The 16,035-nt window shown below is 32.1% G+C and carries 16 protein-coding genes and 1 tRNA gene; 7 read left to right on the forward strand and 10 right to left on the reverse strand.

What is annotated here, in order from left to right; translation table 11 throughout:
- Nucleotides 1-67 precede the first annotated feature (67 nt).
- Both BM239_RS03225 and gltX read left to right on the forward strand, forming a co-directional pair.
- Nucleotides 68-1,114, forward strand: coding sequence for an alkane 1-monooxygenase (locus BM239_RS03225; protein WP_092206768.1), 1,047 nt, complete (start codon nucleotides 68-70; stop codon nucleotides 1,112-1,114).
- A 103-nt stretch (nucleotides 1,115-1,217) separates the two neighbouring features.
- Nucleotides 1,218-2,738 (forward strand): glutamate--tRNA ligase, encoded by a 1,521-nt coding sequence (gene gltX, locus BM239_RS03230; RefSeq protein ID WP_092206193.1) that lies wholly within the window; start codon nucleotides 1,218-1,220, stop codon nucleotides 2,736-2,738.
- 88 nt (nucleotides 2,739-2,826) lie between these two features.
- On the opposite strand, the gene BM239_RS03235 is transcribed toward gltX, so the two are convergent.
- On the reverse strand, nucleotides 2,827-3,510 hold the full coding sequence (locus tag BM239_RS03235; RefSeq protein ID WP_177208969.1) for a hypothetical protein: 684 nt from the start codon (nucleotides 3,508-3,510) through the stop codon (nucleotides 2,827-2,829).
- A 132-nt stretch (nucleotides 3,511-3,642) separates the two neighbouring features.
- Here BM239_RS03235 and BM239_RS03240 point away from each other — a divergent pair, with 132 nt between their 5' ends.
- Entirely contained in the window at nucleotides 3,643-4,560 is a 918-nt protein-coding gene (locus BM239_RS03240; protein WP_177208970.1) for an SPFH domain-containing protein, read from the forward strand.
- Nucleotides 4,561-4,651: 91 nt separating this feature from the next.
- On the opposite strand, the gene BM239_RS03245 is transcribed toward BM239_RS03240, so the two are convergent.
- The 4 genes from BM239_RS03245 to BM239_RS03260 form a co-directional block, all read right to left on the reverse strand.
- A complete protein-coding gene (locus BM239_RS03245; RefSeq protein ID WP_092206194.1) occupies nucleotides 4,652-4,855 on the reverse strand; it encodes a hypothetical protein in 204 nt (67 codons plus the stop codon).
- 72 nt (nucleotides 4,856-4,927) lie between these two features.
- A complete protein-coding gene (locus BM239_RS03250; protein ID WP_092206771.1) occupies nucleotides 4,928-6,088 on the reverse strand; it encodes a GNAT family N-acetyltransferase in 1,161 nt (386 codons plus the stop codon).
- Nucleotides 6,089-6,149: 61 nt separating this feature from the next.
- Nucleotides 6,150-6,632 (reverse strand): DUF1761 domain-containing protein, encoded by a 483-nt coding sequence (locus BM239_RS03255; RefSeq protein WP_092206195.1) that lies wholly within the window; start codon nucleotides 6,630-6,632, stop codon nucleotides 6,150-6,152.
- A gap of 133 nt (nucleotides 6,633-6,765) precedes the next feature.
- Nucleotides 6,766-8,772, reverse strand: a complete 2,007-nt coding sequence (locus tag BM239_RS03260) for a glutamine--tRNA ligase/YqeY domain fusion protein (RefSeq protein WP_092206196.1) — start codon at nucleotides 8,770-8,772, stop codon at nucleotides 6,766-6,768.
- 100 nt (nucleotides 8,773-8,872) lie between these two features.
- On the opposite strand from BM239_RS03260, the gene BM239_RS03265 reads away from it, so the two are divergent.
- From BM239_RS03265 to BM239_RS03280, 4 genes are all read left to right on the forward strand, one after another.
- Nucleotides 8,873-9,082 (forward strand): zinc ribbon domain-containing protein, encoded by a 210-nt coding sequence (locus tag BM239_RS03265; protein ID WP_092206197.1) that lies wholly within the window; start codon nucleotides 8,873-8,875, stop codon nucleotides 9,080-9,082.
- 54 nt (nucleotides 9,083-9,136) lie between these two features.
- Nucleotides 9,137-9,505, forward strand: a complete 369-nt coding sequence (gene folB / locus BM239_RS03270; protein WP_092206198.1) for a dihydroneopterin aldolase — start codon at nucleotides 9,137-9,139, stop codon at nucleotides 9,503-9,505.
- Nucleotides 9,506-9,583: 78 nt separating this feature from the next.
- Nucleotides 9,584-9,654 (forward strand) — tRNA-Cys (locus BM239_RS03275).
- Nucleotides 9,655-9,713: 59 nt separating this feature from the next.
- Nucleotides 9,714-10,262, forward strand: a complete 549-nt coding sequence (locus BM239_RS03280) for a hypothetical protein (RefSeq protein ID WP_092206199.1) — start codon at nucleotides 9,714-9,716, stop codon at nucleotides 10,260-10,262.
- 154 nt (nucleotides 10,263-10,416) lie between these two features.
- On the opposite strand, the gene BM239_RS03285 is transcribed toward BM239_RS03280, so the two are convergent.
- From BM239_RS03285 to BM239_RS03305, 5 genes are all read right to left on the reverse strand, one after another.
- Nucleotides 10,417-11,070, reverse strand: a complete 654-nt coding sequence (locus BM239_RS03285) for an SUMF1/EgtB/PvdO family nonheme iron enzyme (protein ID WP_092206200.1) — start codon at nucleotides 11,068-11,070, stop codon at nucleotides 10,417-10,419.
- A gap of 29 nt (nucleotides 11,071-11,099) precedes the next feature.
- Nucleotides 11,100-11,348 carry a hypothetical protein gene (locus tag BM239_RS03290; RefSeq protein ID WP_092206201.1) on the reverse strand — a complete coding sequence of 83 codons (249 nt, stop codon included), beginning with the start codon at nucleotides 11,346-11,348 and terminating at the stop codon, nucleotides 11,100-11,102.
- An 11-nt stretch (nucleotides 11,349-11,359) separates the two neighbouring features.
- Nucleotides 11,360-12,046 (reverse strand): LysE family translocator, encoded by a 687-nt coding sequence (locus BM239_RS03295; RefSeq protein WP_092206202.1) that lies wholly within the window; start codon nucleotides 12,044-12,046, stop codon nucleotides 11,360-11,362.
- A gap of 45 nt (nucleotides 12,047-12,091) precedes the next feature.
- Entirely contained in the window at nucleotides 12,092-12,769 is a 678-nt protein-coding gene (locus tag BM239_RS03300; protein WP_092206203.1) for a head GIN domain-containing protein, read from the reverse strand.
- A gap of 371 nt (nucleotides 12,770-13,140) precedes the next feature.
- Nucleotides 13,141-15,360, reverse strand: a complete 2,220-nt coding sequence (locus tag BM239_RS03305) for a ribonuclease R family protein (protein WP_092206204.1) — start codon at nucleotides 15,358-15,360, stop codon at nucleotides 13,141-13,143.
- Nucleotides 15,361-16,035 lie beyond the last annotated feature (675 nt).

A 16,035-nucleotide genomic window follows, 5' to 3' on the forward strand; every position in this document is an offset into this window, starting at 1 on the left:
TTTTTGGTCGTTGAATTATCTATAATTGATAACATTGTGTTAATTTAGGTGGAAAATGCGTGTTTCTATGAAGGATTTAAAATATTTAGTAGCATTTACCATTCCATTGTCAGCACTTATTGCCTTGTATTTTCAGGGATATTGGAGTTATTTTACGCCTATTTTCGCGTTTGTAGTTATTCCAATTTTAGAAATGCTGTTACCTGTTGATACCACAAATTATTCTGAAGAAACCATTTCAGAAAAAAAAGTGAATCGCCTATTCGATTGGTTGCTGTATTTAAATTTACCCATTGTTTACGGTTTACTCATTGCATCACTTATTATTGTTAGTCAAAACACGCTAGAAACTTACGAGTTTATTGGTATCATGTTGAGTGTTGGCATGGTTTTAGGCAGTAACGGTATTAATGTGGCGCATGAATTAGGTCACAGACAAACCACTAACGAACGTTTTATTGGTAAAGCCTTACTTCTACCTTCATTATACATGCACTTTTACATTGAGCATAATTTTGGACATCATTTACATGCAGCTACTAAAGAAGATCCAGCAACAGCTAGATACAATCAAACGGTTTATGGCTTTTGGTTTACCTCAACCACACGGCAATATGTAGGTGCATGGAAAATTCAGAAAAACTTATTATCACGAAACAATCAGTCGTTTTTAAGTTTCAATAACGATATGTTTTGGTACGTTATTTTACAACTCGGTTATTTACTAACCGTATTATTGGTTTTTGGTTTAATAGGCTTCCTTTTTGCATTGGGTGCTGCTGTGGTTGGCTTTTTGTTGCTTGAAACCGTTAATTATATTGAACACTATGGTTTGTTGCGAAGTAAAACAGATTCAGGGCGATATGAACGTGTAAAGGAAAACCACTCTTGGAATTCCAATCATGTAGTTGGCCGCATGGTTTTGTATGAGCTGACCAGACATAGCGATCATCATTTTAAATCCAATAAAAAATATCAGATATTAGAATATCATAAGGTGAGTCCGCAAATGCCTTATGGTTACCCAACATCTATGGTATTAGCATTAATGCCACCTATTTGGTTTAAAATTATGAATAAACGGGTTCCAAGTGAGATGGTTTCTTTAAACTAAAAGAATAATCTATTATAATAAGGGTGAAAATCCTGCGCTTTATGCTATTTTCTTTGTGGTTTGTTAATTGCTATTCTATCTTTGCGCTATCAAAACAAAAAACATGTCAAAACCCGTTCGCGTGCGCTTTGCACCAAGTCCAACAGGACCGTTACATATAGGTGGTGTTCGCACAGCACTTTTCAACTATTTATTTGCTAAAAAACACAACGGAACCTTTATACTTCGTATTGAAGATACGGATCAAAATCGTTTTGTAGAAGGTGCTGAAAATTATATTGAAGAATCTTTAAAATGGTGTGGTATTAGGGTTGACGAAGGTGTAAATACCAATGAAAAATTTGGTCCTTATAGACAAAGTGAGCGCAAACATATTTACAAAAAATATGCAGATCAGCTAATTGCCAATGGTAAAGCCTATTATGCATTTGACACAGCTGACGATTTAGATGCACATAGAAAAGACCATGAAGCCCAAGGGAAAACTTTTATTTACAATTGGCATAATCGTGAAAAAGGCCGTTTGGTGAACTCGTTGGTCCTTTCTGCTGAAGAAACGCAAGCGAAATTAGATGCTGGTGATGATTATGTAATTCGTTTTTTATCTCCTCAAGATGAAACGCTACATTTAACAGATATAATCCGTGGCAATATGACCATAGATACCAATATTTTAGACGATAAAGTATTGTTTAAAAGTGATGGGTTACCAACCTATCATTTAGCGAATATTGTAGACGACCATTTAATGGAAATTTCCCATGTTATTCGTGGTGAAGAATGGTTACCATCTTTGGCATTGCATTACCAATTATACGATGCATTTGGTTGGGAAAAGCCTGAATTTGCACATTTACCATTGATTTTAAAACCAACAGGAAAAGGAAAGTTAAGCAAGCGTGATGGCGATAAACTCGGTTTTCCAGTATTTCCATTAGCTTATAAAGATCACCAAACGGGTGATATATCTCGTGGTTACCGAGAAGATGGTTATTTTCCAGAAGCAGTTGTGAATTTCCTAGCCTTTTTAGGTTGGAATCCAGGAACAGAACAGGAAATTTTTAGCATGGACGAACTGATTTCGGCCTTCGATTTAGAACGTGTGAATAAAGCAGGTGCTCGTTTTGATCCAGACAAAACCAAATGGTTTAACCACCATTATATGCAAGAACAATATAATGACGATTTAGCCGAAACATTTAAGCAAATTCAACCAGAATTAGCCGAAATTGATGTGAATTACGTAGAACTGGTTGTAGCCCTTATTAAAGAACGCGCAACCTTTGTATCCGATTTTTGGGCATTAAGTCACTTTTTCTTTCAAACACCAACCGATTTAGACGAAAAAGCGGTTAAAAAAGCTTGGAAAGACGATTCTCCAGAAATTATGACACAAGTGGTTACAGTTATAGATTCTGTAAACGATTATACGGTTGAAAACCTTCAAACCGAACTAAAAGGTTGGATTACTAAAAACGACATAGGTTTTGGAAAAGTCATGATGCCTTTACGACTCGCATTAGTTGGTGCTTTACAAGGACCAGACGTATTTGATATTATGTACTTAATAGGAAAAGATGAAACCAAACGTCGTATTGAGAATTTGGTGAATACGTTTTCTTAATAATTATAAAATGTCACTTCAAAATGATAAGGGTTTCTACATTAGATTTCCTTTCATTCTGAAATGACTTTTTTTTATTAAACTTCTTCTAAAACGAAATCATAGCCGTAAACGCCAACATAGATTGGTTTCCTTTAACTTTATTTGGGTTTCCTGTTTGGTCTAAATTGTTATCATTTAATTTATCCAAGGTGTTTAGAAATCCGTAAATATATTGGGCTTTGAGTCTGAAATGGCTAAAACCTGCTGATAATCCAATAGCACCATCCACATTAAAACGGCTGATTTCTTTCAGATCTTTAGCTAGTAAATTGGTATAATTGGCTATCAAATAATTTTCTTGATTTTGATCGTCTAATTCCAGTTCCCCATTATATTGTAACATAGGACCCACATCAATAGTTAAAAAGCTTCCAATAACTTTTACATGCATTAATAAAGCAATTTGAGCGGTAAAAACTTTATAATCAATAAATTCTTGATTGGAGAGTAAAATAGGTCTTGCAGCAATACCTAAATGGTTTTCAGCTAACTGAATGGTGTAACTCATATTATACCATTTATGAGGTAAATCGACCGTTGCAGATGCACCAGCCATCCAACCGTTACCTTGTTTAGTTGAAAAATTATCAGTTAAAATATCATATTGGGTAATCCCTCCATAAATACCAATACCATTAACAATTTTATAGTTTTTAGGTTGCGCAAAACCCAATGTAACAAAACTGATACAAATGGCGACTAATAGAATACCTGACTTTTTGTTTATCATGATGTACGTGTCTGTTTGTAACAAACCTATGAAAAAAATAGCTAGCAACAGATTTATTTTCCAAATCAGCGTACACCAGAGAAATAAACCTTAAATTAGTAACACATTTTTTTAACCTTTAAAAATCACCTTATGATATTATTTGTACCCTTTATACTACTTGGCCTTTTTATTCTATTTTCTTCATTTTTTATGGTTAAACAACAAACGGCTGCCATTATAGAACGCTTTGGAAAATTTGAAAGCATCCGGCATTCTGGTTTAAAAATGAAAATACCTTTAGTGGATCGTATTGCGGGTAGGTTAAGCTTAAAAATTCAACAATTGGATGTTATTATTGAAACCAAAACTTTGGATGATGTGTTTGTTAAACTTAAAGTATCTGTTCAATATAAAGTAATTACCGAAAAGGTTTATGATGCGTTTTATAAGTTAGATTATCCGCATGAACAAATAACAAGCTATGTATTTGATGTGGTACGTGCAGAAGTTCCTAAAATGAAATTAGATGACGTTTTTGTAAAAAAGGATGACATTGCATTAGCTGTAAAAGCTGAATTAAATGATGCCATGATGGATTATGGTTTTGATATTATTAGAACGTTAGTGACAGATATAGATCCTGATGCGCAAGTAAAAATAGCTATGAACCGTATTAATGCGGCAGATAGAGAAAAAACAGCTGCCCAATATGAAGGTGATGCACAACGTATTTTAATTGTAGAAAAAGCCAAAGCTGAAGCCGAAAGCAAACGGTTACAAGGTCAAGGTATTGCAGACCAGCGTCGGGAAATTGCACGTGGTTTAGAAGAATCTGTTGATGTATTAAACCGTGTTGGTATTAACAGTCAAGAAGCATCGGCTTTAATTGTGGTAACTCAACATTATGATACTTTACAAGCTATAGGTAGTGAAACCAATAGTAATTTAATTTTACTTCCAAATTCACCACAAGCTGGTAGCCAAATGCTGAATGATATGGTAGCGAGTTTTACGGCTAGTAATCAAATTGGCGAAGCCATGAAAAACAATAAAAAAGATAAAGAATAAGGTCTTCAAAAATTGAAATTCTTTTATAGGAGGAACATATAGCTATTAAAACTTCAGATTGAAAACTTCAGAATTAAAAAATTCAATCGGCTTAATGTTCCTCTTTATATTTTTTGATAATATCTTTGAGACTTTCTAAATAATTTTCTAAATCCTTAACGTCTATATCTGGGTTTTGTTGATCTGGAATAGTCATTGGAATTTCATCTAAATGCTCATACACCTCTGGATAATTTGTTTCAATATCACGTGTAACAGTTGAAATTTCAGTAAGAAGATCTTTTGCGTTTTTCATATTTTTAATATTAAGATGATATAAGATATTAAAAATTACAGGGACTAAAAAAGAAAATCTGTTAGCTATTTGTTAATTCGATTTAAAAGGATGCCGTTCCTGCCATTTTTTTGAAGGATTCATTAACTTAAATATGAATTTTAAAATCATATTTAAAAACCAGTTGGTATGCTTTAAGTACATGACCATCTTTTCTGGTTTAGCACCTACAGAACTCTTTATTTCCATGGCAGTCCGTGCATAAACAATAGAATTATATTGATAATTAATGCCAAATTCTGCCATATCATACAACATATTTAAATACAGCTGATATTTATATTGATAGGCCGAATGGTAACCCAAAAAATAGGTTTCTACTTCATTGTTATTTAAAATTAATGTGTAAAAACCAACCAATTCATCCTGAAGGTAATAAGCAAATACTTTAAAGTTGTTACCCAATTGTTTTTTAAACGTATAAAAATGATTTTCTGGTAAGATAAAGGAGTTTATTTTGGCGTTGTTAGATACGTTTTTATACAACTTATAAAGTGTTTCTGACAATTCAAAAACAGCCGTTTCATCCAATTCCCTGCTTACAATAGTGTTCGATTTCTTTCTGGCTGATTTAAAACGATCACGATATTTTTTATGCAAATCGGCAACATAATCATTAAAATTTGTCCATTTTTCAGGAATGGTCATGATCATATTAGGTTGAACACTTACATGATGAAAACCCATTTGAATGAGGTTATTTTTAGTTTCATGAATACTATCTGTTGTAAAATAATCCTTTAACAATATAGCACGAATGGTTTTCTTATAAACGGTTTTAATTTCATGTTTTAATTCGTCAACAGCTCTTAATAACGAATGCATGAATTCCTCATTAGTCAAAATATCAGACTTGAAAAACATTCCATGCTGACCAGTATGCGTTAAATTTCCAACCACTAAAATATTGCCCTTTAAAATTTTTGCTACTTGATTTTTAAAACGCTCTTTAAAACAAGAGTCGTCTTCATTTCTAAACATATCATTTAAGTACAATTTAACCCGTTGCATAACAGCCATGCCTACTAATTCTTGTTCTTTATAAAAACCGTAATAATATAGCGTAATGTTATTAGGAGCAGCTTCTTCCAAAGCCTTTAAATAAGCTGTTTGTAGAAAAATATCATGTGCAACCAAAGCATCCCAATCTCGTGGTAAGTTTTGTGATGAAGTAAATAGTTTTGTTTCTATCAAAGTATCATGAAAAAAGACTGATTGCAACAATCAGTCTTTAAAATTTTATAATCATTACAAATTAAATCCAACCACAAACAATGCCTCCCATAAGGGTTGTACAAATAAGCCAATAGCCACTGTTAATGAAAATATACTTCCAGCTTTTACGCTCAAATAAGGCATTGATGGCCATGATAGGAAAAACGAATAACACACCAGTCATAAAACCATGTAAAGTACCGTGTTTAAAGGTTCTAAATGCCATTCCATAGTCTTCCATAAAAGCTGTGTATGAAGGCAACGCTTGTGTAACATCTCCACCAATCATACCTAAAGCTCCTGTTTGATGAATGGTTAAAAACTGTAAAACAAAGGCAATTAAAAATGAAAAAACGAATGTTAGACCAAAAATAATAGCCATATTTCCACCCTTTAAGGATTCGGCAGTTAGTCCTGATTCTCGCATCCAAACATTTCCAAATGTTTTAGGGTTATACCAGATGAATCCTACCATTAGTGGTACTAAAGCAGCCACTAAAATGGCTATAAAATTAATATCCATAGTTAGTTATTTAAAAATTAGTGTTTTAAAGATAGATAAAATTCTGATTTATATTTTTTACGCAACAAAAAATCGTAAAAAAAACCTTGAAACAATTCATGCTTCAAGGTTTTATTTTAAAACAGTTTTTTACTTATAACGCGTTTGCTTCCGCTACCAATAAGTCGTTCTTATCGGTTAATCCTTTAGCAATAAAATCATTAATTTCAGAATTTCGCTCCAATCCATTATTTAATAAAACACCTAAGGTTATCATGGTAATAATTCGCGTGCCTACCTTTTTTGCAGAGGTTCCAAACAAGGGTTCCACATCACTATAGGTTACATTTTGAGCCAATTCTTGAATTTCAGATTTTGCTTTTTCGCGTTCGTCATCTGTCATTCTATCATACTTTTTACCATATGATTTAATCTGCTCAATAGCTGGTCTATTAGACTGTTGTTGCTGTTTTTTTGCTGGCTGATTTTCATTATTTTTAGGAGCTTGTTTTGCCCAAGTATCTCGCAGTCCAACGGTTTTATTGAATACTAATTTTTCAGAGGTACTGTCATCATCTACATTAAAATAACCCAAGCGTTGAAATTGGAACCGCTCTCCTACTTTTGCTTCAATTAAACTAGGTTCCACAAAAGCATCAATAACTTTTAAAGATTCTGGATTTATAAATTCCATAAAATCTTTATCAGCATGACTATCGGGAGCTTCATCTAAAAACAGTCTATCGTACTCGCGAACTTCCGCTTTAATTGCATGTTTTATGGACACCCAATGCAAAGTTCCTTTTACTTTCCTTTCGGTATCTTCCGAATAGGTAGCATGAATTTCTGTAACAGTTCCGTTAGCATCTTTTACCACTCGTTCGGCTTTGATGATGTAAGCATTTTTTAAACGAACTTCACCTCCTATTTTTAATCGGAAAAATTTACTGTTTGCTTCTTCTTTAAAGTCGTCTTTTTCAATATATAACTCCCGTGAAAAAGGTACTTTTCTATAACCTGCCGATTCATCTTCTTGGTTATTTTCAGCTTCCAACCACTCCTCTTTTCCTTCTGGATAATTGGTAATGACTAATTTAACAGGGTCTAAAACAGCCATCACTCGAGGTGCTGTTTTATTTAAATCCTCACGTATACAGAATTCTAAAAGCGACACATCAATCACATTATCACGTTTGGCTACACCTACTTTATCTATAAACTGTCTGATAGAATCTGGTGTGTAACCACGACGACGCAAACCTGATATGGTTGGCATTCGTGGATCATCCCAGCCTGTAACAATACCTTCCTCAACTAATTTGAGCAATTTACGCTTACTCATAATAGTATAACTTAAATTCAAACGTGCAAATTCTCGCTGTTTAGGAAGCATTGGTAAGGCGTTTGGCTGGTATTTATATACTTGCTCTTTAAACCAGTCGTAAAGCTCTCTATGCGGCTTAAATTCAAGTGAACATAAAGAATGTGAAATTTGCTCGATATAATCACTTTCACCATGGGTCCAGTCGTACATTGGGTAAATACACCAATCATTTCCAGTTCTGTGGTGGGCTTTCTTTAAAATACGGTACATTAATGGATCACGCATCAACATATTAGGATGTTGCATATCAATTTTGGCACGTAATACATGAGATCCTTCAGGAAACTCACCAGCTTTCATACGTTGGAATAAGTCTAGGTTTTCTTCAATGCTTCGATTACGATAAGGACCATCAACACCTGGTTGCGTTGGCGTTCCTTTTTGTTCAGCCATAGCTTCGCTGGATTGCGAATCTACATAAGCTTTACCTTCTTTAATTAATGCTATTGCCCAATCGTATAATTGCTGAAAATAATCAGATGAATACAATTCATTAGCCCATTGATATCCTAACCAAGAAATGTCCCGTTTAATAGCGTCAACATATTCTTGCTCCTCTTTAGCTGGATTCGTATCATCAAAACGTAAGTTTACAGGTGCTTGATATTTTTCACCCAAGCCAAAACTAATTCCAATAGCTTTGGTATGACCAATATGTAAATAACCATTTGGTTCAGGTGGAAAACGAAAGCGAAGTGCTTCTTTTTCCAATCCATTCCTTAAATCTTCTTCTATAATATGCTCAATAAAATTGAGTGATTTTGTTTCTTCAGACATACGTTATACTCTATTCGAAATATGAAGCACAAAATTAGGTAATTTTAGACTAATTGTAACATTTGAATGATTTTTCATACCTATAATTAAATCTCTAACCATGCAACATAGAAATTACGAATGTCCAAAATGCCATAATCGAACTTACAGTATGGATCAAATGCAGGCAACAGGCGGACTATTTACCAAGCTTTTTAATATCCAGAACAAAAAATTCACCTCTGTAACCTGTGAAAAATGTACGTATACCGAATTTTATAAATCGAAAACTAGTAGCATTAGTAATATTTTTGATTTTTTTACGAATTAATAAATTCTTTCTGAATTTTTCTTGAAGTCACGTTCTGAATAGTATTTTTGCTTTATGGGAAGAATTAAAGTTGAAAATATTCGGGTATTTGCCAATCATGGTTGCTTAAAAGAAGAAACCAAAATTGGTAGTGATTACCGCGTAGATTTAGAAATAAAAGCGAATTTACAAACATCAGCTAAAACCGATTTACTTCAAGATACGGTTGACTATGTATTTTTAAATAAGGTGATTCGTGAAGAAATGGCACAGCCTTCCTATTTGTTAGAAACGGTTGCTAAACGTATTTTAAACCGTATTTTTAAAGAAGATACTATGGTTAGCAAAGCCACGGTTTGGGTCAGTAAAATTAACCCACCTATAGGAGGCGATGTAGAAATGGTTACCATAAAAATGAGTGACAAGCGAAAAAAGCAAAAGTAAGTAGCGAAAAAGTTATATTTTTTTTACATTTGCCATCCTATTATAAAATTTGGGATATCTTTATACGAAAGTATATTAGGTGTCGTGGCCGAGTGGCTAGGCAGTGGTCTGCAACACCATCTACAGCGGTTCGAATCCGCTCGACACCTCTAAAAAGAGTCACTTAATTAAGTGACTCTTTTTTTTTATTTTTTTTAAATACAGTAAAATGAAAAATGTCATTATTTTATTTTTAACGTTCGTATTATTTTCATGTTCGAGTAACAATGATTCTTTGGAAGAAAATACTAATGTTAATCCATGGAACCCAACAGGTGTTGTAAGATATGAGGATATTGCAGCAGTAAGATGGTATTACAATAAAGAAGAATTTATTTTAGAAGATGGCACTTTAGTAGCGTTTTCGCCAAGTCCATGCAAAAAAGCATCATCATTTTATTTGGGTACGAATTTTATTGCTTCAATAATCTCTAAAATAGACGACGGTAATGGTGTTTGTATCGGTGATGGAATTGATTCTCATTATTCCATCTATGAGCTTGGTAATGGTATTTTTGATATCACATATCGGAACGAGGTTGGTAATTATAGTGAAAACCAATATGAGTTGTTTAAAATTTTTGATAAGAATTATACATATTATGGTTCTGAAAATAATGACAATTTACTAATATGGGTTGATGATGATATAGATGAAGTATATAATAATCAACAAATTATTACTAAAAAAATGTATTTTACGAGATGGAATAATTAGATTAAATTCTAAACCTTATTTCATCCAACTTAAGTTAGAGGCTTTTTTAATATTCTTGATACAAAATAGTTGAAATAAGCCATTTCACTCTTTCCATTCGACAGACAGGTGAACTGATTTTAGGTCTGATACAAACAAAGTGCATCCAAAAGCATTACTTCGTTTTCACTTCACAGATGCAGCGAAAACCTGTGTAGGTATTTGGTAATATAATTTGAGTTTCAGATTTCCAATTCTCACCAAAATATTGATCATCACCAGTAATTTCCGAAATATTATAGCTAACATAATTCTTTTTAGGATGTTTCTTTATTTTTAATTCTAATGGATTATCTGCTTCAAAATTTTTAAACCGCTTTGTAGCTTTAAAATATACTTCTGCCTTTTCATATTCTTTAGCGGTTGGCAATCTATAAAGAACTATTTTATGGTTATCTAGGAATTTTATATCCCATAAAAATTGAACCTTTTCTGAACGCCATTTACAGTAATATTCTGCCTGTTCTCTTGTAATATGAAGCATTGGAAAAAATTGATATTTCGGATTTTTGCTATACTGATTAATCCAGTTACCATTCTTATTTATTCCTTCAGAAAAAACTAATGTCATAGGAGATTCTTCTGTATTTTCTTTTAAAGTGTTGACTAATTCCTGATACATGATATTTGTAACAGGCGACTTATCTATATACAAACTATCATTAATTTTTAAAGTTCCTGGAGGAATAAAGTCTGATTGCGAGACGCTAAACTGGAAACTACATATTGTAATAAGAAGTAGTAAAAATTGTTGTTTTGATAAATTCATTTATAACTTTTAGTAAAAATTGAAACTGATTATTTTAAATATAATACTTTAAAATATTCAAAACGTGTACCAGGAACAAGGAGTTTCCATATATCTTTTTTCGCTATTGTTTTTTTTAAAACTAAACGATAACCATCTGTAAATGTCCTATAAACAAATACATAAATACCTAAAGCCATTGTAAATTGGAAACTGGAAATGACTTGATATTTTACTAAACCTATAATTAATACAATAGGTAAAATTATTGCTAAATAATAAAGTCCTAAATTTTTCATATTTAAATGTATTATTCTGATTTAAAAAGCTCTATATCATCCAATTTCTTCTTTAAACGTTCTTTTTCATTAGGAAAAAAACCTTGTAAAAGCAGTAAAATACCAAATCCCATAATTACTAACGAAACAATCTTTTTCGTTTTAAAAATACGTCTAGGTGTTAGTTTATTTTTAAGTGTTTTTGCGGCTACTATTTTAAGTAAATCCACTAAAAAATAAACGGCTAGAATGGTCCCTAAAAACACAAATAATCCATGATCTGTTTCCGTTAGTGAGTTCCCTATTACTATAAACCCTAGCCAACCTAATAACACACCAATATTGATAAAGTTTAGTAAAAAGCCTTTTATAAATAGTTTTCCGAAGTTCTTTTTTAATTCAACGGTATGAAATTCCCTAACAATATCTCGAAAGGATTTGGCAGTTTTAGTAAACGATATAAATCCGTAAACAGCTAATAATACACCTCCAAAAATTAGAAAATTTGGATCATCTTTTATTTTATCGAGAAGTTTTGTGGTGCTATAAAAAGCAACAAGAATAAAGAAAATATCAGCTAGAATTACACCAAAATCGAATATTAAAGCGCTTTTAACACCTTTAGTGGCACTGGTTTCTAGGAGAACAAAAAACACAGGTCCAATGGTAAAGGATAAAAGTATTCCAAAAGGAATAGCTGCTAAAATATCATCAATCATAAATTTTGAAAAGCAATTTGTACAAATTTATGAAAAACCTAGGTATTAATCCTTACGAATTACTTTTCCTCCAAAAACGGTATTTTCTTCAACCAATTTAGGATTTCCATAAATATATACGCTACCTCCAGCACGTACTTTGGCATCTACTTTTTCAGATGCTTTTATATGCGCCTCACCGGCTGCTCGGATAACCACTTTTGCTGTTTCGCTTTCTAATTCTTTACCTAGAAAGGATCCACCTGTTGATAAATCAATATCCTGATTTTTAGTAGTTCCAGTCACGCGAATAACGCCACCTGTAACGGCTTTAGCTTCTAAAAACGTAATATCTTGAACCATAAGTTTTATACTGCCACCTTCTTGTGCATTTAAATCTATTTCAAACTGATTAAAAATATCATTCGAGCCAACAAAAGCTCCTTCATTGACGTCAATAATATCAATTTGTTTGTAGTGTAATTCAATAGTAGTTTCATCTCCATCAAATAGTTTTTCAAGAGACATTCTTACTTTTAATTTACCGTTTTTATTAACAATAACGACATCTTCGGTGTTTTTACCTGAAATGATAATTTTATTTTCATCGGCTTTTATTAAGGCAACTTCTATCCTATCGTAAACTTTTAGTTCATTAAAATCGCCTAGCATTTTTTCAGTTTGAGCTTGACTTATTTGGGTTATTAATGCGATTAAAACGAGTGCAAAAAGCAATTTTTTCATGGTTATTGAGAGTTGAAAAAGAAATTTTATTTAAAATAGATATAAATTTGAAAAACCGTTTATATAATAATCCTTTCTTTTTTTCATTGCCAAAAAAAGAAACAAAAAAGTCTAGGCTTACGAACCCTATATCTAAATTTTTCATTCGATGTCTAAATTTTAGGAACTTGTTTAAAAAACTTCGAATACTCCAAAATTTAGCTTGCTCCAACAGCCTAAAATTTTATGACATCTTCATTTCAAATTTTACGATAAATTTTCGATAGGCCGTAATTAGGGATATTTAAATATAAATATTCCGAAAAAATAATAGATTAAAAAGAATTATTTTAAAAATTATTTTAAAAATTTAAAAATACACGTTACAAAAACTATTCCTGATGTTTTCCTATGAGGTAAAAATCTAAATGTTTTTTAACTAAATCCGTATCTTTTACTTTAACAACGACTTCATCTCCTAATTGGTACATGGTTTTAGAATTTTTTCCAATTAGTGCATAATGATCTTCATCAAATTGATAATGATCGTCTTTCATATCACGAACACTTACCATACCTTCACATTTGTTTGCAATAATTTCTATATATATTCCCCAATCGGTAACGCCTGAAATAACGCCAACAAACTCTTCATCTTTATGGTCTTCCATAAAGCGAATTTGCATGTATTTAATAGAATCTCGTTCTGCTTTGGTGGCTAAATTTTCCATATTACTGGAATGATTACATTTATCTTCATAAATATCTGCATTGGCAGATTTTTCACCATCCAAATACAGTTGTAATAATCTATGAGCCATAACATCTGGATACCGACGAATAGGCGATGTAAAATGACTGTAGTAATCAAAGGCAAGTCCGTAGTGACCAATATTATGAGTGGTATATTCTGCCTTACTCATGGTTCGGATGGTTAAGGTATCTACTAAATTTTGTTCTTTTTTTCCAACAACATCACTTAATAAATTATTTAACGATGCGGATACCGTTTTTTTATCCTTAAAATTTAATTTGTAACCAAAACGACTCACCACATTTTGAAGTGCAGCTAATTTAGTTTCATCGGGTTCATCATGAACGCGGTAAATAAAAGTTTTTTTCTGTTTCCCTACAAATTCAGAAACTTTTCGGTTGGCTAATAACATGAATTCTTCAATCATTTTATTAGCATCTTTGGATGTTTTAAAGAACACACCTACTGGATTTGCATTATCATCCAAATCAAATTTCACCTCTACTTTATCAAAAGAGATAGCCCCAGAACGCATCCGTTTTGAACGCATTTTTTTAGCAAACGCATCCATTTTTATAATGGCTTCTGCTATTTCTGGCTTTGTTTGATAGGTTTTACCTGAAATAGCTACTTCAGCAGGAATAGTGGTATTAATGGATGAAATTTCTGCTTTTTCAGAAACTGTGTTATTTTCAATGATGGCTTGCGCTTCTTCGTAAGCAAAACGCGCATCTGAATAAGTTACCGTCCTACCAAACCACTCGTGAACCACTTCCGCTTTCTCATTCATTTTAAAAACGGCTGAAAACGTATATTTTTCTTCATGTGGACGCAAAGAACAGGCATTATTAGATAAGACTTCTGGTAACATTGGTACCACGCGATCTACTAAATAAACTGAAGTTGCGCGCTCATAGGCTTCATCATCTAAAATGGTTCCTGGTTGTAAATAGTGGGACACATCTGCAATGTGAATACCAATTTCATAAAGTCCATTATCCAACACTTTAAATGATAGAGCATCATCAAAATCTTTGGCATCTTTCGGGTCAATGGTAAAGGTTAAATCCTCACGCATATCCCGACGTTTGGCAATTTCTTCTTTAGTTATGGAAGTATCAATTTTATTAGCAAAATCCTCTACTTCTTTCGGAAATTCTAATGGCAACCCATATTCAGCTAAAATAGCATGAATTTCGGTATTGTGTTCACCTGGTCTTCCTAAAACTTCTATCACTTTTCCATTAGGTGAATCGGCTTTTTCTGGCCATTCTTCTAATGAAACCAATACTTTATCGCCATCTTTAGCTTTCTTGGTTTTATTAATAGGAACAAAAATATCGGTATACATTTTATTACTATCAACTACTACAAAAGCGTAGTTTTTATGGAGTTGGATAACACCAACATATTCCGTTTTAGCGCGTTTAATAATTTGGGTAATTTCGCCTTCACGCTTGCCATTTTTTAACCGTTTGTAGGCATAAAATTCTACCTCATCGCCATGAAGGGCTTTATTCATATTGTTTGAAGCAATGTATACATCGTCTTCAAAATTGTCTGAAATAATATAACCAGCGCCTCTGGATGCCATATCCACACGACCAGTATGGTATTCGGTTGTTATGATAGCTTTAAATTTTCCGCGCTCTACTTCTTCAATCTCTTGTTTTGCTTTAAGTTGCTGTAGTTTTTTTATAATCTGATTGCGACTACTAGCGTCATTAACGCCAATTTTAGCAGCAATTTGTTTATAGTTAAAGGATTGGTTTCTGTCTTTTTTTAAGATACTTAAGATTGTATTTGTCAAATTGGAAATCTTATTATTTGAAGGTTTCCTGTGTTTCTTTTTTGTCATTTAAATTGTAATCGTTTTATTCCTTTGAATCTTGATAACTATTGGAAAGGAATCTTATAGTTTTATAAAAATAATACATTTAAGGAAGAGATTAACGCTTTCACTTTAATTATTAATAGTGAATAGGTTACTAAACGTATTAAGTTAATGCAAAGCTACGGTTTTAATATTAAATGGAAATTTAGATTGTTTTATTTAATATATAAATAACATACCTATTTTAAATATGCTTCTTAAATCTTTTATAAATCAGTAAAATTTTAAAAAAAGTAGTTATCCACATATATATAGATAATCATCTTTTTCTTTTAAAATTTTAAAAAAATAATAATGGTTATTATAGTGTGTTAATAGAGGTATAACTTTATGCAATTTTATTTTGATACTACGTAGTTTACAATTTATTGATACCTAGTTAACAATTAATACACGCGTAACAAGTTCATTTTTAGCTCTATTTTTAATACTATTAACAACTGTTAATAACCGATGTTAATAGATAAAAGCTGACAAGTATTTTACATTTTGGTGTTTATAAATGATAATTCAAGGTCTTAAAACTTGTCCAAAAAAAACAGCTAACTTTTTTGGTTTATTAGTGCTGACTTTTGCTTGAAAAAATTAATTGACTTTTAAAAATTTATCTATTAGAATTTAATGAACAGTTATGAACAG

This window comes from Algorimicrobium echini, from assembly GCF_900115185.1.
GTDB classification, from domain to species: domain Bacteria; phylum Bacteroidota; class Bacteroidia; order Flavobacteriales; family Flavobacteriaceae; genus Algorimicrobium; species Algorimicrobium echini.